Origin of the sequence: Cupriavidus sp. OTU4054 (genome assembly GCF_038440175.1) — a bacterium.
Taxonomy (GTDB): domain Bacteria; phylum Pseudomonadota; class Gammaproteobacteria; order Burkholderiales; family Burkholderiaceae; genus Cupriavidus; species Cupriavidus pauculus_D.
Genome location: NZ_JASATF010000030.1, coordinates 37867 through 53956 on the forward strand (window position 1 = coordinate 37867; position 16090 = coordinate 53956).

The following is a 16090-nucleotide window of genomic DNA, read 5'->3' on the forward strand; positions in this document are numbered from 1 at the left end:
GTAGGCATAGACCGACAACCGGTTGCGAGGGCACCCGACAGTTTGCGTGTGCCCACTCTTCTATCTTGAACTCATGCCGCGCCTGCGATGGACGCAGGGGCAAAATTCAGAAAGGAGAGAACGATGGCTGATAACAACGTATCCGTACTGAACGATCTGATCGAAGTGTCGCGCGACGGCGAGGAAGGTTTTCGCAAGGCTGCGGAGGACGCCAAGAACCCCGAGCTCAAGACCCTGTTCTCGAGCCGTGCCGCGGAAATCGGCGCCGCCGTGCGCGAGTTGCAGAGCCAGGTGGCCGCACTGGGCGGCAAGCCGGAAGATCACGGCAGCGTGGCCGGCGCCCTGCATCGCGGCTGGGTGAGCCTGCGGACCGCCGTGTCGGACCGGTCGGACCTTGCCATTCTGGAAGAAACCGAGAAGGGCGAGGACGTCGCCAAGAAGAAGTATGGCGATGCGCTGCAGGACGCAGACCTCAGCTTCGATATCCGCGCGCTGATCGAGCGCCAGTACCAGGGTGTGCTGCGCAATCACGATCTGATTCGCGATCTGCGTAACCGGTATCGCGCGAGCGGTGCCTAAATAAAAAATGGCGCTCTCCGGAGCGCCTTTTTTTTTGCCACGCGAATGGGGACGTGAATCGAAATCAGATGCATTCACGTAAAAAAATATTTGCGAAAAATGCAGCGTGCTGCCCGCAACGCCAATCCCAGCTTGATATTGCGGTCTCCGCGATTACCATGAAATGGTAATGATGGTTGGAGATGCACGATGAAAGGCGATAAGAAAGTCATTCAGCTGCTGAATACGCAATTGAAGCACGAGCTGACGGCAATCAACCAGTATTTTCTGCATGCGCGCATCTACCGGCATTGGGGTCTCCTCGCGCTCGGCAAGCACGAGTACGACGAATCCATCGAGGAGATGAAGCACGCGGACAAGCTCATCGAGCGCATTCTGATGATCGACGGGCTGCCCAACCTGCAGGACCTCGACAAGCTGCTGCTCGGCGAAAACACCGAAGAGATGATCGGCTGCGATCTGAAACTCGAGCGCATCTCGCAGACGAGCCTCAAGGAATCGATCAAGTATTGCGAGTCGGTGGGCGACTATGTGTCGCGCGATGTCCTGACCCCGATCCTCGACGATACGGAAGACCATATCGAGTGGCTCGAGACCCAGCTGGAGCTGATCCGCAAGATCGGCCTGCAGAACTATCAGCAGTCCGCGATGGGCGAGGTCGGCGAAAGTCACTGAGCCGCTGCACGTTTTTCCATCTTCGGCTACACTGCGGCCCGCAACAAGCAACGCGCGTCCATGGAGACGCCATCCGGGGCGGGGTGGCAGAGTGGTTATGCGACGGCCTGCAAAGCCGTTTACGACGGTTCGATTCCGTATCCCCGCCTCCATCGTTTTCCTTTCCGTTTTCCTTTCCGTTTTTCCTTCCCGTTTTTCTTTCCCTCGGCGCCTCTCGCTGGCGCGTTTCATGCTCGCACTCCGTGCGTCGATACGCTGCGGACGAACATGAACCAAAGGCGTGCATTTGCCTCTGGCAAGGTGCGGCCGATTGCGCTACTGTGAGTCCCGCGCGCGCCGCGATTGTCAGCATGTCACCGCTCGCCCGGCGCCGCCGTTTCTTTCCCGTTTCATACCCCCGTGTCATGTGTCGTCGTACGACGCGGGGCAGGGAAAGACACAGCAGTATCCATGCAGGGCTTCCATGGTGAATGTCGTCCATAGCGTTCAGCGATAACGAGGCTCCCGATGATCAAAGACATGCAGATCCGAGCCGCGCGGGCGGCCGATATCCCTGCCATCGAGGCCGTTCTGGAGCGGTGCGGCCTGCCGGCAACCGACGTGGCGTTGCTCGTGGATCATTTCCATGTGGCCGTGCTCGAGACGCGCGTGGTGGGATGTGCCTGCGCCGAGCGCTTTGGCGATACGGCGATGATCCGCTCGGTGGCGGTGTTGCATGACTGCCGCGACCAGGGCATTGCCACCCACCTCGTGCGCGCCGCGATGATGCGCGCGCGCGCGAACGGCAGCCGGCGCGCGGTGCTCCTGACGTCGAGTTGTCCCGATTACTTCGCTCGCTACGGGTTCTCGCTGATCCAGGCCGCGCAGCTGCCGGCCGAGGTGCGCGACTCCGAGGCGTTCCGAAGGCAGAGCAGCGGTTCGGCGCTCTGCATGTGCGCGCAGCTGGACTGATCTCGCAGCGTCGGCGGTGTCCGTATTTGCGGTCCGGCAGGATTTCCGGAATCACTCGATAATCCGGAGTCCAACGCTCATCGATACCCCATCCAGAGGAGACCAGCATGCCGATCACCGTTCGTGCCGTACGCCTTCATGAATTCGGCGCCCCGCAGGTCATGCGGCTCGAGAATGTCGAGCTGCCCGATCCGGGCCCCGGCGAAGTGCGTGTCCGGCAGACCGCGATCGGCTTCAATTTCATCGATACGTACCAGCGCCGCGGCACCTATCCGCTGCCCTCGCCGACCGGGCTCGGCCACGAGGCGGCCGGTGTCGTCGAAGCCGTCGGTCCCGGCGTGACCGATTTCGCGCCCGGCGCGCGCGTGGCGTACATGAACGCCGGTCTCGGCGCCTATGCCGAGGCGCGCAACGTGCCGGCCGACAAGCTCGTGGCGCTGCCCGACAACGTCTCCGACGAGCATGCCGCCGCAATCCTGTTCAAGGGCATGACCGCGCAATATCTCGTGCGCCATACGTACGCGATCCAGCCCGGCGACAAGGTGCTCGTGCATGCGGCCGCCGGTGCGGTGGGCCAGATCCTGAGCAGCTGGGCCAAGGCGCTTGGCGCGTTCGTGATCGGCACCGCGGGCTCGCCCGCCAAGTGCGAAATCGCGAAGCGCATGGGCTGCGACGTGGCCATCGACTATTCGAACGACGACTGGGTGGAACAGGTGCGTGCCGCGAGCGGCGGCACGGGCGTGCGCGTGGTCTACGACGCGGTCGGCAAGTCGACGTTCCTCGGCTCGCTCGATTGCGCGCAGACGTTCGGCCTCGTGGTGCTGTACGGCGCCGCATCGGGTCCCGCGCCGGCGATCGAGCCCGAGCTGCTGGCCAAGAAGGGCTGCCTGTTCCTGACGCGGCCGTCGGTGTTTCCGCATAACGCGGACGCCGCGCGATTCCGCGCAAACGCGAAGGATCTATTCGACGCGATCGCGGCCGGCCATGTGAAGGTGGAGATCGGTCAGCGTTTTCCGCTGGCCGACGTGGCGCGCGCGCACGAAGCGGCCGAGCGCCGCGAAACCACGGGCGCGATCCTGCTGGTCCCCTGACCGAGTGTCTGTCGGCGCGGGGCGCCGGTCACCACCCGTGAAACCGCGCGCCCTCGTCATGCCCCGCGAACCGCGCCGCCAGAAAATCGACGAATGCGCGCACGCGGGCGGACAGCTTGTCCCCGCCCAGATAGACGGCATGGATATCGGCGGGCGGGGAAGCCCAGTCCGGCAGCACCTGCCGTAACCGCCCCGAGCGCAGCAGCGGCGCCACCTCCCACTCCGATCGCAGCAGCACCCCATGCCCCTGCAGCGCCCAGCCGACGGCCACTTCACCATCGTTGGTCGCGGCGGGGCCGCGCACCTTCACGGTTTCATGATGCCCGCCCGACTCCAGGTGCCACGTGCCGTAGGCCGATTCGTTTTCGCGAATGACGAGGCAGCGATGGCGGTGCAGCGCGCGCGGCGATGTGGGCTCGCCGTGCGCTTCCAGATAGGCGGGCGCCGCGCACAGCAGGCGCCGGTTGGCCGCGAGCCGTCGCGCGTTGAGGCGCGCATCGGGCGGCTCGCCGACGAGAATGCCGATATCGTGTCCGCTCTCGGCCAGGTTCAGCGCGCGGTCCGTCAGCTGCAGCTGGACCTCGACGTCGGGATAGGCCACGAGGAAATCGGCGATGGCGGGTGCCAGATGGCGCCGTCCGAAGCCCAGCGACGCATTGACGCGCAGCAATCCGCGCGGCGCGACGCGGCTGCCGCCGAGTCCCTGTTCCAGTTCTTCGAGTTCCGCGAGGATGCGCCCGCCCTGCGCCAGATACGACTCGCCTTCGGGGGTCACCGACAGCCGCCGCGTGGTGCGCTGGAGCAGCCGCACGCCGAGCCGCGATTCCAGCGCGGACAGCCGCTTGCTGGCCGCGGACGGCGTGATGCCGAGCTGCTGCGCGGCACCGGCGAGGCTGCCGCGCTTGACGAGCAGGACGAAGAACGCGACGTCGGAGAACGGATCCATCGATTCGTGAAACGGATGACTGAATGAAAGTCGATGCCGGGCATTATATCGGCGCGCTTCGTGATTACACTGTCCGGTATTCCGCGCGGAGGCGCGGCAAGGAGACGAGATGTTCGAAGGATTCACCGAACGCAGCTTCGACTGTGACGGCGTCAACATTCACGCGGTGGTCGGCGGGCAGGGCCCGGCCCTGCTGCTGTTGCATGGTCATCCGCAGACGCACGTGATCTGGCACAAGGTCGCGGGCGAACTGGCGCGGCACTTCACCGTGGTCGCCACGGACCTGCGCGGCTACGGCGACAGCGACAAGCCGGCGGGCCTGCCCGACCACAGCAACTACAGCAAGCGCGCGATGGCGGCCGACCAGCTCGCGGTCATGCGGGCGCTCGGCTTCGCGCGCTTTCGCGTGCTGGCGCACGACCGCGGCGGCCGCGTGGCGCACCGGCTCGCGCTGGACCACCCGCAGGCGGTGGAAAAGCTGGTCACGCTCGATATCGCGCCCACGCTCGCGATGTATGCACAGACCAACGAGGCGTTCGCGCGCGCCTACTATCACTGGTTCTTCCTGATCCGGCCGGCGCCGTTCCCGGAAACGCTGATCGAGGCCGATCCCGCCCTGTATCTGCGCCAGACCATGGGCACGCGCAGCGCGGGCCTCGCGCCGTTCACGGAGGCCGCCCTGGCCGAATATCTGCGTTGCCTGAAGCTGCCCGGTGCCGCGCATGGGCTCTGCGAGGACTACCGCGCGAGCGCGGGCATCGACCTCGAACACGACCGCGCGGACTTCGAGGCCGGTCGCAAGGTCGAGTGCGAGATGCTCGCGCTCTGGGGCGCCGAGGGGGCGGTCGGCCAGTGTTTCCAGCCGCTGGAGGAGTGGCGCAAGGTCGCACGCCACGTCAGCGGACATGCTTTGCCGAGCGGTCACTATATCGCCGAGGAAATTCCCGAGCGGTTACTGGAGGAAGTGCTTCCTTTCCTCAGAAGCTAATAGCAGCAAGCCTCGTGGCTTTTCGAATGGGTTGCCGGGATGGCGCGCCGCAGGGCGCGCCATCGTGCTTTTGTGCAGGTATGCACAAATTTTTTGAAAAGAGAATTGAACCCTTGCCGTGCACGGTTTCTCACACACTGGCATCATCGTCCCCTTGTGAGGTTTCTGCGCCGTCCGATATCGACCGTGATACCGGATAGCGGACCGGGGGATCCCGAAACATACATTCATGAATGAATGTATAATCGCGCGTCTCACGAAGAACCTGACAAGAAGAAATACCCATGACGTACCGTTTTATTGCAGGCTGCCTCGCCATCTGGCTTTCGATCTGTGTGTTCGCGAACTGGATCGCGGAGCGGCTTTGGGCCTGACGTACCGGATTCTGGGAGGGACCGGGCGCTGACGCCATGGGGCACGGCCATTCGCCATGCCCCATTCCCCGCGCGCGATGTCTCGCAGAGCCTCGGCATGTCCGGCTTTTTGTCGTCCCTTTGCCGGGTCCTCTCTTCATCGCCGACGCTCTCTCATGCATCCACAACTACAACAGCGTTCCCTGTGCGCGCCTGCCTCGCGCGCTTCGTCCGTATCCCTCGCCGCCCGTTGTCTCGTTGCCGCCGCGCTCGCCGCGGGGGTCAGCACTGCCGCCCAGGCCGAGCCGTGGTTTACGGACCCGGGTGTTCACGTTGCATACGGCCGTGACACGAGTCACGACGTCAACAAGTACGAGCTCGGCATCAACTTCAACACGCCGCTCCAGTACGGAAATCCCGATAGCTGGCTGCTCCGCGTGCAGGTCGAATTCAATATCGCGCAATGGCAGTCGCGCGGCGGCACGAACTCGCAGAACCTGCAGGAGTTCGGCTTCACGCCGATCCTGCGTGTGGAAAAGCGCGGCAGCTTCCCGTTCACGCCGTTTATCGAAGGCGGCCTCGGGCTGCGCCTGCTCACGCATACGCACACGTCCGACGAGCACAACATGAGCAGTGCGTTCCAGTTCGGCGACATGATCGGCGTGGGTGCGGCGTTCGGCAAGAACAACGCCATGGAAGCCGGTTTCCGCTTCCAGCACATCTCCAACGCGGGCATCCGCGAGCCGAACCCGGGCGCCAACTTCTACACGGGCTACGTGCGCTACCGCTTCTGATCAGGCGGTCAGCGCGGACTCGGCGTCCTGCCCCGCACGGCAGGCGCCGAGGAACGCCCACAACTGCGGCGCATCGCTCGTCGCCACGTTGAAGCGGATCCACGGCGAGTCGCTGCCATCGGGCTCGAAGTAGACGCCCGGTGCGAGCCAGATTCCGTGGCTGAGCGCCCGCGCGGCCAGCGCCTGGCCTGGCTGCCCGCCCTCGGCACGATCGTCCCAGCGCGGCCGTGCCCACGTGAACATCCCGCCTTCCGGCCGCAGCAGCACTTCCATGCCATGCGCCTCCAGCTTTTCCGATACGAGATCCTGTTGCGCGCGCAGCCGTTCGCCCAGCGCCGTGACATGGCGCGCGTAATGGCCGCTGGTCAGCACCGAATACACGAGCCGCTCGGTCACCTCCGATGAGGTCAGCCCCACCGCCATCTTCGTCTGCGCGAACGCCTTGGCGAGGTCGGGGCTCGCCGCGAGATACCCCACGCGCACCGACGGCGCGATGGTCTTCGAGAATCCGTTGATGTAAACCACCTGCGACAGGCCGTCCATGGCCGCCAGCATCGGCGAGCCCGCCGGCGCGAGCTCGCGATAGATATCGTCCTCCACCACGAGCAGCCGGTGGGTCTCGGCCAGCTGCAGCACGCGATACGCGTTCATGCTCGTCAGCGTGGCGCCGGTCGGGTTCTGCAGCACCGTGTTGACGAACAGCGCGCGCGGTCCGTGCGCGCGGATGGCATCCTCGAGGGCATCGGTGTCGAGCCCCGCGGCCGTGCGCGGGACGCCGATCACGCGTAGCCCCGCGAGCTTCAGGATCTGCAGCAGATTGCAGTAGCACGGCGCTTCCACGAGCACCGTATCGCCGGGACGCAGCAGCGTGCGCACCACGAGGTCCAGCGCCTGCGTGGCCCCCTGCGTGAGCACCACCTGCTGCGACTGCACGGGCATGCCGTACTGGCTCAGATGCGTGGCGATATGCTCGCGCAGCGGCGCGAACCCATAGGGATGGCCGTAGCCCGAGACCTGCGCGGCCGGCACGCGCGACGCCGTGCGCATGGCCTGATGCAGGCCTTCCTCGTTGAGCCAGTCGCCGGGCAGCCAGCCCGCGCCGGCCTTGATCGGCACCGAATGGTCGGCGAACACGTCGGCAAGCAGCCATGCCGCGTTGAGTTCGGGCGCCTGCCACTGCGGTGTGCGTGCCTGCCCGGCCGGCGCATGCCGGTGCGCGACCGTATAGCCCGATCCCGGACGCGCGCTCAGGTATCCGAGCGCGGTCAGGCGTGCGTAGGCTTCCGCGACCGTGAACGTGCTGACGTGATGCTGCTGCGCCAGCCGCCGTACCGATGGCACGGCCGCCCCCGCGCGCAGCGCGCGGCTGTCGATCAGCGCGACGATGCCGGAGACGATCTGTTCGGTCAGCGTATCGCTGCCGCGGCGGCTGCGGGCGAGGTGGAGGGCGAGCATCGAAGGCGGCTTTCCGGTCTGGGGACCTGCACAGTTTAGCGGGGTTAGGGCGCGCGCGGGAAGGATATCGTCATGGTGCAGCGCAGCGGGCCGTATGCCCGCAATGGCCCATCTGCTGGCCGGGTTCGCGATGTGCGAACGCGTGCGTGCACCAGGCCGGGGAAGCGTGCGGGCACAGATACCTGTACGGTTCATAAAGCCTAAACTGTACGGTGAGTGCGCGAACTCGCGACCGTATATTCTGCGGGCCGCCACGCGCCGGTAGAGTGGCCGAATCGAAATCGAACCGCAACCGAACCGACACCGGATACCAGGAGAAGCTATGGACGCCGCCAAGACCGTGATCCCCGACCTCGAAGCGCTGTGGATGCCGTTTACCGCCAATCGCCAGTACAAGGCCGCGCCGCGCCTGCTGGCCTCGGCGAGCGGCATGTACTACACGACCCATGACGGCCGTCAGGTGCTCGACGGTTGCGCGGGCCTGTGGTGCGTGGCCGCGGGCCACGGCCGCAAGGAGATCGTGGAAGCGATCGCCCAGCAGGCCGCCACGCTCGACTACGCGCCGCCGTTCCAGATGGGCCATCCGCTCGAGTTCGAAGCCGCGACCAAGGTCGCCGCCCTCATGCCGAAGGGTCTCGACCGCATCTTCTTCACGAACTCGGGTTCCGAGTCCGTCGATACGGCGCTGAAGATCGCACTGGCGTACCACCGCGCACGCGGCGAAGGCCAGCGCGTGAAGATCATCGGCCGCGAGCGCGGCTATCACGGCGTGGGCTTCGGCGGCATGGGCGTTGGCGGTATCGGACCGAACCGCAAGATCTGGTCGGCCAACGTGATGCCGAACACGGACCATCTGCCCGCCACGCTGAACATCGCCGAAGCCGGCTATTCGAAGGGCCAGCCGGAATGGGGCGCGCACCTTGCCGAAGACCTCGAGCGCATTCTGGCGCTGCACGATCCGTCGAACGTCGCGGCCGTGATCGTCGAGCCGGTGGCCGGCTCCACGGGCGTGGTGATCCCGCCGGTCGGCTATCTGGAAAAGCTGCGCGAGATCACGAGCAAGCACGGCATCCTGCTGATCTTCGACGAAGTGATCACCGCATTCGGCCGCCTCGGTGCCGCCACCGCCGCCGAGCGCCTGAACGTCACGCCGGACTTGATCACGATGGCCAAGGCCATCAACAACGCCGCGGTGCCGATGGGCGCGGTGGCGGTGCGCCGCGAGGTGCATGACGCGGTCGTCAACGGTGCCGGTCCCGGCGCCATCGAGCTGCCGCACGGCTACACGTACTCGGGCCACCCGCTCGCCTGCGCGGCCGCGATTGCCGCCATCGACCTGTACAAGCGCGACAAGCTGTTCGAACGCGCGGCCGAGATGGCGCCGAAGTTCGAGGCCGCCGTGCATGGGCTGCGTGGCGCGCCGTACGTGAAGGACATCCGCAACCTTGGCCTGATGGCCGGCGTCGAACTCGAGTCGCGTCCGGGCGCGCCGGGTGCGCGCGGCTACGAAGCGTTCGTCAAATGCTTCGAGCGCGGCGTGCTCATCCGCTACACGGGCGACATCCTCGCGTTCTCGCCGCCGCTGATCATCTCCGAAGCGGAGATCGGCCAGCTGTTCGACACCGTGCGCGAAGCGCTGCAGGACGTGAAGTAATCAGGAAACCGAGGGGACATCGCAGTGAACATCGCAGAAAACAAGCAGATCACCGAGATCCATCACTACATCGGTGGTGCCATCAGGCAGGCCGGCAGCGACCGCTTCAGTGACGTCTTCAATCCGGCCACCGGTGAAGTCGCGGCCCGCGTCGCGCTCGGCTCCGCCGCCGACGTGGATGCGGCCGTGGCTGCGGCCAAGGCCGCCGCGCCGGCATGGGCGGAGACGCCGCCGCTGCGCCGCGCGCGCATCCTGTTCAAGTTCAAGGAGCTGCTCGACAGGCATCACGACGACCTGGCCGCGCTGATCACGCGTGAACACGGCAAGGTGTTCTCGGATGCGAAGGGCGAAGTCACGCGCGGTATCGAGGTGGTGGAATTCGCGTGCGGCATTCCCAATCTGCTGAAGACCGACTTCACCGACAACATCGGCGGCGGCATCGACAACTGGAACCTGCGCCAGCCGCTCGGCGTGGTGGCCGGCATCACGCCGTTCAACTTCCCGGTGATGGTGCCGATGTGGATGTTCCCGGTCGCGCTGGCCTGCGGCAACACGTTCGTGCTCAAGCCGAGCGAGCGCGATCCGTCGCCGAGCCTGCTGATCGCCGACCTGCTCAAGCAGGCTGGCCTGCCCGATGGCGTGTTCAATGTCGTGCAGGGCGACAAGCAGGCCGTCGATGCGCTGCTCGCGCATCCGGACGTGCAGGCGCTGTCGTTCGTGGGCTCGACGCCGATCGCCGAGTACATCTACACGGAAGGCACGAAGCACGGCAAGCGCGTGCAGGCCCTGGGCGGCGCGAAGAACCACCTCGTGGTGATGCCCGATGCCGACCTCGACCAGGCCGTGGATGCGCTGATCGGCGCGGCCTACGGCTCGGCCGGCGAGCGTTGCATGGCGATCTCGGTCGCGGTGGCCGTCGGCGACGTGGCGGACAAGCTCGTGCCGCGTCTGGCGGAACGCGCGAAGGCGCTGAAGATCCGCAACGGCATGGAGGCCGATGCCGAGATGGGGCCGCTCGTGACCGGCGTGCACAAGGCGAAGGTGGAGGGTTATATCGCCAAGGGCGTGGAAGAGGGTGCGACGCTCGTGACCGATGGCCGCGGCCACAAGGTCGAGGGGCACGACAAGGGCTTCTTCGTCGGCGGCACGCTGTTCGACCACGTCAAGCCGGACATGACGATCTACAAGGAAGAGATCTTCGGGCCCGTGCTGTCGGTGGTGCGCGTGGACGACTTTGCGGAGGCCGTGTCGCTGATCAATGCGCACGAGTTCGGCAACGGCGTGTCTTGCTACACGAGCGACGGCGGTATCGCCCGCGCCTTCGCGCGGCAGATCCAGGTGGGCATGGTCGGTATCAACGTGCCGATTCCGGTCCCGATGGCATGGCACTCGTTCGGCGGCTGGAAGCGCTCGCTGTTCGGCGATCACCACGCCTACGGCGAGGAAGGCGTGCGCTTCTACACGCGCTACAAGAGCGTGATGCAGCGCTGGCCGGACAGCATCGCCAAGGGCGCGGAATTCACGATGCCCGTGGCGAAGTAATAGACCGGGCGACGGGGCGACCGATCGCTTGAGGCCCTCCCGCCGTTCGAGGCGAGAGGGCCGCGAGAGGGCCTATCGTTTCTCCATCGACTCCACGACGCGCCGCACGGCCGTCGCGAAATACTTCACCGGCACCGCACGCGGCGCGCCGCGCCGCCACAGCAGCCCCGGCGTGCGCTGCGGCGTCGGACTCTCCAGCGGTATAAAGCGCAGGTCCTCGTTGCCGAGGTCGGCCGACTCGCCGATCACCGCCGCAATATCCAATCCCCCCGCCGATCCCCCCGTCGCCTGCCGTACGAGCTCGAGCATCGGCGCGATCGAATTCAGTTCCGCGATGACCAGTGGCTCCGCGCCCGCCGCGCGGAAGCATTCGTCGAGCAGTTGCCGCGTGGCGAAGTACTGCGGCAGCAGCACCATGCGCAGGCCGTGCAGCTCCACCATGCGCGCGCGCCGGCGGTTCGCCATCGGGTGGTGCGCGCCCACCACGAGCTTCAGCTCCTCGTTGTACAGCGGCTCGAATCGCAACGCATCGGTCTGGGCGGGACGATACGACACGCCGAGGTCGAGGTCCCCGCTTGCGAGCCGGGCCGTGATCTCCGCGGCCGACAATTCCTCCACGATCACGCGCACGGACGGGTAGCGCGTGAGGAACGACGACACGCACTGCGGAATCAGCCGGATATTGAAGCTGTGCGTGGCCCCCACGCGAATCTCGCCGGCCACGGGACCCTGCTCGTCGCGCACCGCATGGAGGGCGAGATCGACCTGCCGCAATGCGGGGCCGATATGGAGCAGCAGCGTCTCGCCCGCCTCGGTCATCGTCACGCGCTTGCCGATGCGGTTGAACAGCGCCTGCCCGATCTCTTCCTCCAGCTGCCGGATCTGATGCGACAGCGTGGACTGCGTCACGTGCATGCGCTCGGCCGCGCGCGTAAAGCTCAGCGTATCGGCCAGCGCCTCGAAGTAGCGAAGGTGTCGGAGTTCCATGCCGCGATCTTACTGCGCCGTTATCGATGCTGTCGATGCATAGCAGAGAAATTCATCACTGTTATCTGTGCATCGGAGCTCATAGACTGGCAGCCACTACTACGAGATCCATCAGGAGACAGTCGCCATGAAGATTGGCAAGGAAACCGTTCCGCGTACCGCGATCTGCACTTCCAACACCGAAACCATCGTCGTGCGCGGCGCCGACCTGTGCCAGGACCTGATCGGCAAGCTGAGCTTTACCGAATACTTCTGCTTCCTCGTCACGGGCGAGCGCCCCACGCGCGCGGCCGTGCGCGTCATCGACGCCACGCTCGTCGCTATTGCCGAGCACGGCCTCGTGCCGAGCGTGCAGGCGAGCCGCATGACGCTGGCCGCGGCACCGGACGCGCTGCAGGGCGCGGTGGCCGCGGGGATTCTCGGCTGCGGCTCGGTCATCCTCGGCGCATCGGAGACCGCGGGCGTCATGCTCCACGAGGTCTGGCAGCGCGTACAGAAAGGGGAGTCGATCGAGGACGCCGCGCGCGCCGTGATCACGGCCTATCGCGCCGAACGTCGCGCGATTCCCGGCTACGGCCATCCGGTGCACAAGTCGCGCGACCCGCGTGTGGCCGCGCTGTTCGCGGTGGCACGCGAAGCCGGTGCCGACACCGTCTACGTCGATATCGCCGAAGCGATCGAAACCGTGATTCCCGATATCGTCGGCAAGGACCTGCGCCTCAACGTTTCGGCCGCAATTCCGGCCGTGCTGCTCGGCGTCGGCTTTCCGCTGAACGCGCTCAAGGGCGTGCCGATCCTCGCGCGTACGGGCGGCCTCATTGCCCACCTGAGCGAGGAGCTGCGTCAGTCGATCGGCTTCGCGCTGTCGTACCAGGCCACGCGCGAACTCGTCTACACGGGCAGTACGCCGGCCGGCTTCGACCCGCAGGCCTGAGGGGAGCATTCATGACCAAAGTTCTCGCGGGCCTCAAGGTCCTCGAACAAGGCACCTTTATCACGGGCCCCGCATGCGGGATGCTGCTGGGCGACCTCGGTGCCGACGTCATCAAGATCGAACAGCCCGAGACCGGCGACCCGTTCCGCGCGTTCGAAGGCGGGCTCTACAGCCCGCATTTCCAGACGTACAACCGCAACAAGCGCAGCCTCACGCTCAACACCAAGAACCCCGAAGATCTCGAGGTTTTCGACCAGCTGATTCGCGAGGCCGACGTCTATATCCAGAACTTCCGCCCCGGCGCGGCAGAGCGGCTCCATGCTGGCGAGGCGCGCCTGCGCGAGATCAATCCGCGGCTGATCTATTGCGCCATCAGCGGGTTTGGCGCGACGGGCCCGGCCGCCACGCGCCCGAGCTACGATACCGTGGCCCAGGCCGCGAGCGGCTTCCTGAACCTGCTCGTGAATCCGGCCAATCCGCGCGTGGTGGGCCCGGCGATCGCCGATTCGATGACGGGCTTCTACGCGACCTATGGCATTCTCGGCGCGCTGTACGAGCGCCAGCGCACGGGCGTCGGCCGCAAGGTCGAGGTGTCGATGCTCGAGGCGATGAGCCACTTCAACCTCGACGCCTTCACGCATTACTATTCCGCGGGGGAGGTGATGGGCCCCTACAGCCGCCCGAGCGTGTCGCAGTCGTATGTGCTCGAATGCGCGGACGGCAAATGGGTGGCGCTCCATATGTCGTCGCCCGAGAAGTTCTGGCAGGGGCTGGCCAACGCGATCGAGCGGCCGGACCTCTTCCAGGATCCGCGCTTCGCCTCGCGCAAGGCGCGTATCGACAATCAGGAAGTACTGATCGATCTGCTCGGCGAGCTGTTCCGCCGGCATCCGCGCGCGGAATGGTGCGCGCGGCTCGAAGCGGAGGATGTACCCCATGCGCCGATGTACGACACGAGCGAGGCGCTCGAGGATCCGCAGGCCCGGCATCTGGAGTTGCTGGTCACGGGCCACCATCCGACGCTAGGCGAATTCCGCACGGTGCGCAGCCCGGTGTCGTTCGACGGCGAGCGCGCACTGGACGTCACGGCGCCGCCGCTGCTGGGAGAGCATGACGAGGAGATTCGCGCGCAGCTGAAAAGCCGTACCCAATAAGAACGACTCGATAAAACCACCGCCAGACGGAGGAGACATGTACAAGACGAAGACGCTACGGGCGGCGCTCGCCGCATTGCTGCTGGCAACCGGCTTTGCCCACCTGCCGGCACACGCCGACGACTATCCCAACCGGCCGATCCGCATGATCGTTCCGTTCGGCGGCGGCACCTCGACCGACCTGATCGCACGCGTGGTCGGCGAAGGCATGGCGAAGAAGCTCGGCCAGCCCGTCGTGGTGGAGAACCGCGCGGGCGCGGGCGGTGCCATCGGCACCGACTTCGTGGCCAAGTCGAAGGCCGACGGCTACACGATCACGCTCGGCACCGTGGGCACGCACGCGATCAACAAGGCGCTGTACCGCAAACTGCCGTACGACCCCGACAAGGACTTCACGTACCTGGGCATGCCGGGCTACACGCCGACGCTGCTCGTCGTCCGGGCCGAGGCACCCTACAAGAACCTCGCGGAACTCGTGGCATATGCGAAGGCCAACCCGGACAAGCTGTCGTTCGGGTCCGCCGGCAACGGCACCTCGGGCCATCTCGCGGGCGAACTGCTCAAGTCGATGGCGGGCGTGAACATGACGCACGTGCCGTTCAAGGAGGGAGGGCAGGCACTGACCGCGGTGCTGGGCGGACAGGTCGATTTCATGTTCTACCATCCGGTGGCGGTACTGCCGTACCTGAAGGCGAACAAGCTGCGCGCGCTGGCTGTCAGCAGCCAGCGCCGCTCGTCGGCGGCACCGAACGTGCCGACCGTCGCGGAGTCGGGCTATCCGGGCTTCGACCTGACCGCATGGTTTATCCTCGCGGCGCCCGCGGGTCTCGATGCGGGCACGCGCACCAGGCTGCTGCAGACCGTGTCGAACGTGCTGCAGGATCCCACCGTGCATCAGCAACTGGCCGCGCAGGGATTGGAGGCGAACACCCTGGAGCCCGGGCAGTTGCAGGGATTCGTGGATGGCGAGGTCCGCAAGTGGACCGAGGTCGTGAAGAAGAGCAACGCGCAGGTCGATTGAAGCGGGGGGCGTAAAAAAGGCCGGGTGGAGTCGAGGCTCCCGCCCGGCCTTTCCTTGCGCTTTCGGCAAGCTGGCGATGACTTGCTGCTTACTTGCTATACACGTAAGCCCCGCGTCCGGTCTTGCGGCCGAGATACCCGGCCGCCACCATCTCGCGCAGCAGCATCGCCGGACGATACTTCGGATCGGCGAACTCGGTGTAGAGCACTTCCATCACCGCGAGCATCGTGTCGAGGCCGATCATGTCTGCCAGCGCGAGCGGGCCGATCGGATGATTGCAACCGAGCTTCATGCCCTCGTCGATTTCCTCGGCCGACGCCAGGCCTTCGCCGAGCACGCAGAACGCCTCGTTGATCATCGGGCACAGAATGCGGTTCACGACGAAGCCCGGGCTGTTCTTCACCGTGATCGGATACTTGCCGAGGCGCTTCGCGAGGTCTTCCACGGCCGCATGCGTGGCGTCGCTCGTCGCCAGCCCGCGGATCAGCTCGACCAGTGCCATCATCGGCACCGGGTTGAAGAAGTGCATGCCGATGAAGCGATCGGCGCGGCCGGTGGCAGCGGCGAGCTTCGTGATCGAGATCGACGACGTGTTCGATGCGATGATCACGCCGTCGCCCACCAGCGCATCGATCTGCTTCAGGATCCGGATCTTGAGCTCGTGGTTCTCGGTAGCGGCCTCGATGACGATATCGGCGCGCTTGAGGTCATCGTAGGCGGTGCTGCCCTGGATGCGCGACAGCGCGGCCGTCTTGTCCGCCTCGGTGGCCTTTTCCTTCTTGATCAGCCGGTCCAGGCTGCCCGCTACCGTCGCGATGCCCTTCTGCACGGCAGCATCGTTGATATCGACCATCACCACATCGAGTCCCGCCACCGCGCATGCCTGCGCGATGCCATTGCCCATGGTGCCGGCACCGACGATGCCCACTGTCTTGATCTGCATGTTGGATCCTTTGATGGATGGAA

Annotated in this window: 15 protein-coding genes and 1 tRNA gene; 12 read left to right on the forward strand and 4 right to left on the reverse strand. The window is 65.9% G+C overall.

Annotated features, from left to right (window positions below):
• Positions 1-123 precede the first annotated feature (123 nt).
• From AAHB16_RS27190 to AAHB16_RS27210, 5 genes are all read left to right on the forward strand, one after another.
• Positions 124-579, forward strand: a complete 456-nt coding sequence (locus tag AAHB16_RS27190; protein WP_150372985.1) for a PA2169 family four-helix-bundle protein — start codon at positions 124-126, stop codon at positions 577-579.
• 189 nt (positions 580-768) lie between these two features.
• On the forward strand, positions 769-1254 hold the full coding sequence (bfr, locus tag AAHB16_RS27195) for a bacterioferritin (RefSeq protein WP_150372984.1): 486 nt from the start codon (positions 769-771) through the stop codon (positions 1252-1254).
• A gap of 77 nt (positions 1255-1331) precedes the next feature.
• A tRNA-Cys gene (locus AAHB16_RS27200) sits at positions 1332-1406 on the forward strand.
• A 355-nt stretch (positions 1407-1761) separates the two neighbouring features.
• Positions 1762-2205, forward strand: a complete 444-nt coding sequence (locus AAHB16_RS27205; protein ID WP_150372983.1) for a GNAT family N-acetyltransferase — start codon at positions 1762-1764, stop codon at positions 2203-2205.
• A 107-nt stretch (positions 2206-2312) separates the two neighbouring features.
• Positions 2313-3296 (forward strand): quinone oxidoreductase family protein, encoded by a 984-nt coding sequence (locus AAHB16_RS27210; protein WP_150372982.1) that lies wholly within the window; start codon positions 2313-2315, stop codon positions 3294-3296.
• A gap of 28 nt (positions 3297-3324) precedes the next feature.
• On the opposite strand, the gene AAHB16_RS27215 is transcribed toward AAHB16_RS27210, so the two are convergent.
• Entirely contained in the window at positions 3325-4242 is a 918-nt protein-coding gene (locus AAHB16_RS27215) for a LysR family transcriptional regulator (RefSeq protein ID WP_150372981.1), read from the reverse strand.
• A gap of 109 nt (positions 4243-4351) precedes the next feature.
• On the opposite strand from AAHB16_RS27215, the gene AAHB16_RS27220 reads away from it, so the two are divergent.
• Both AAHB16_RS27220 and AAHB16_RS27225 read left to right on the forward strand, forming a co-directional pair.
• A complete protein-coding gene (locus AAHB16_RS27220; RefSeq protein WP_150372980.1) occupies positions 4352-5230 on the forward strand; it encodes an alpha/beta fold hydrolase in 879 nt (292 codons plus the stop codon).
• A gap of 529 nt (positions 5231-5759) precedes the next feature.
• A complete protein-coding gene (locus AAHB16_RS27225) occupies positions 5760-6377 on the forward strand; it encodes an acyloxyacyl hydrolase (RefSeq protein WP_150372979.1) in 618 nt (205 codons plus the stop codon).
• Here the strand turns inward: AAHB16_RS27225 and AAHB16_RS27230 are convergent, their stop codons facing one another.
• Entirely contained in the window at positions 6378-7832 is a 1455-nt protein-coding gene (locus AAHB16_RS27230; RefSeq protein ID WP_150372978.1) for an aminotransferase-like domain-containing protein, read from the reverse strand. It lies immediately after the preceding gene.
• A 322-nt stretch (positions 7833-8154) separates the two neighbouring features.
• On the opposite strand from AAHB16_RS27230, the gene AAHB16_RS27235 reads away from it, so the two are divergent.
• Together AAHB16_RS27235 and AAHB16_RS27240 are read left to right on the forward strand one after the other, a co-directional pair.
• Complete coding sequence (locus tag AAHB16_RS27235; RefSeq protein ID WP_342052475.1) at positions 8155-9486, forward strand: aspartate aminotransferase family protein; 1332 nt, start codon at positions 8155-8157, stop codon at positions 9484-9486.
• A gap of 24 nt (positions 9487-9510) precedes the next feature.
• Positions 9511-11028 (forward strand): CoA-acylating methylmalonate-semialdehyde dehydrogenase, encoded by a 1518-nt coding sequence (locus tag AAHB16_RS27240; RefSeq protein WP_150372976.1) that lies wholly within the window; start codon positions 9511-9513, stop codon positions 11026-11028.
• 72 nt (positions 11029-11100) lie between these two features.
• On the opposite strand, the gene AAHB16_RS27245 is transcribed toward AAHB16_RS27240, so the two are convergent.
• Complete coding sequence (locus AAHB16_RS27245; RefSeq protein ID WP_150372975.1) at positions 11101-12015, reverse strand: LysR substrate-binding domain-containing protein; 915 nt, start codon at positions 12013-12015, stop codon at positions 11101-11103.
• 127 nt (positions 12016-12142) lie between these two features.
• On the opposite strand from AAHB16_RS27245, the gene AAHB16_RS27250 reads away from it, so the two are divergent.
• The 3 genes from AAHB16_RS27250 to AAHB16_RS27260 are packed head-to-tail and all read left to right on the forward strand — an operon-like array spanning position 12143 to position 15124.
• Positions 12143-12949: a citryl-CoA lyase gene (locus AAHB16_RS27250; protein ID WP_342052476.1), complete on the forward strand. Its 807-nt coding sequence runs from the start codon at positions 12143-12145 to the stop codon at positions 12947-12949.
• A gap of 11 nt (positions 12950-12960) precedes the next feature.
• Entirely contained in the window at positions 12961-14103 is a 1143-nt protein-coding gene (locus tag AAHB16_RS27255; RefSeq protein ID WP_342052477.1) for a CaiB/BaiF CoA transferase family protein, read from the forward strand.
• Positions 14104-14140: 37 nt separating this feature from the next.
• Positions 14141-15124, forward strand: a complete 984-nt coding sequence (locus tag AAHB16_RS27260) for a Bug family tripartite tricarboxylate transporter substrate binding protein (RefSeq protein WP_150372972.1) — start codon at positions 14141-14143, stop codon at positions 15122-15124.
• 88 nt (positions 15125-15212) lie between these two features.
• Here AAHB16_RS27260 and AAHB16_RS27265 read toward each other — a convergent pair whose 3' ends face one another.
• A complete protein-coding gene (locus tag AAHB16_RS27265; protein WP_150372971.1) occupies positions 15213-16067 on the reverse strand; it encodes a 3-hydroxybutyryl-CoA dehydrogenase in 855 nt (284 codons plus the stop codon).
• Positions 16068-16090: the final 23 nt, after the last annotated feature.

Excerpts from the sequence above, each read along its gene's own strand:
- AAHB16_RS27250 (WP_342052476.1), top strand. The coding sequence starts at position 12,143 with ATGAAGATTGGCAAGGAAACCGTTCCGCGTACCGCGATCTGCACTTCC.
- AAHB16_RS27205 (WP_150372983.1), top strand. The coding sequence starts at position 1,762 with ATGATCAAAGACATGCAGATCCGAGCCGCGCGGGCGGCCGATATCCCT.
- AAHB16_RS27210 (WP_150372982.1), top strand. The coding sequence starts at position 2,313 with ATGCCGATCACCGTTCGTGCCGTACGCCTTCATGAATTCGGCGCCCCG.
- AAHB16_RS27255 (WP_342052477.1), top strand. The coding sequence starts at position 12,961 with ATGACCAAAGTTCTCGCGGGCCTCAAGGTCCTCGAACAAGGCACCTTT.
- AAHB16_RS27235 (WP_342052475.1), top strand. The coding sequence starts at position 8,155 with ATGGACGCCGCCAAGACCGTGATCCCCGACCTCGAAGCGCTGTGGATG.
- AAHB16_RS27230 (WP_150372978.1), bottom strand. The coding sequence starts at position 7,832 with ATGCTCGCCCTCCACCTCGCCCGCAGCCGCCGCGGCAGCGATACGCTG.
- AAHB16_RS27220 (WP_150372980.1), top strand. The coding sequence starts at position 4,352 with ATGTTCGAAGGATTCACCGAACGCAGCTTCGACTGTGACGGCGTCAAC.
- AAHB16_RS27265 (WP_150372971.1), bottom strand. The coding sequence starts at position 16,067 with ATGCAGATCAAGACAGTGGGCATCGTCGGTGCCGGCACCATGGGCAAT.
- AAHB16_RS27260 (WP_150372972.1), top strand. The coding sequence starts at position 14,141 with ATGTACAAGACGAAGACGCTACGGGCGGCGCTCGCCGCATTGCTGCTG.
- AAHB16_RS27215 (WP_150372981.1), bottom strand. The coding sequence starts at position 4,242 with ATGGATCCGTTCTCCGACGTCGCGTTCTTCGTCCTGCTCGTCAAGCGC.
- AAHB16_RS27225 (WP_150372979.1), top strand. The coding sequence starts at position 5,760 with ATGCATCCACAACTACAACAGCGTTCCCTGTGCGCGCCTGCCTCGCGC.
- bfr (WP_150372984.1), top strand. The coding sequence starts at position 769 with ATGAAAGGCGATAAGAAAGTCATTCAGCTGCTGAATACGCAATTGAAG.
- AAHB16_RS27245 (WP_150372975.1), bottom strand. The coding sequence starts at position 12,015 with ATGGAACTCCGACACCTTCGCTACTTCGAGGCGCTGGCCGATACGCTG.
- AAHB16_RS27190 (WP_150372985.1), top strand. The coding sequence starts at position 124 with ATGGCTGATAACAACGTATCCGTACTGAACGATCTGATCGAAGTGTCG.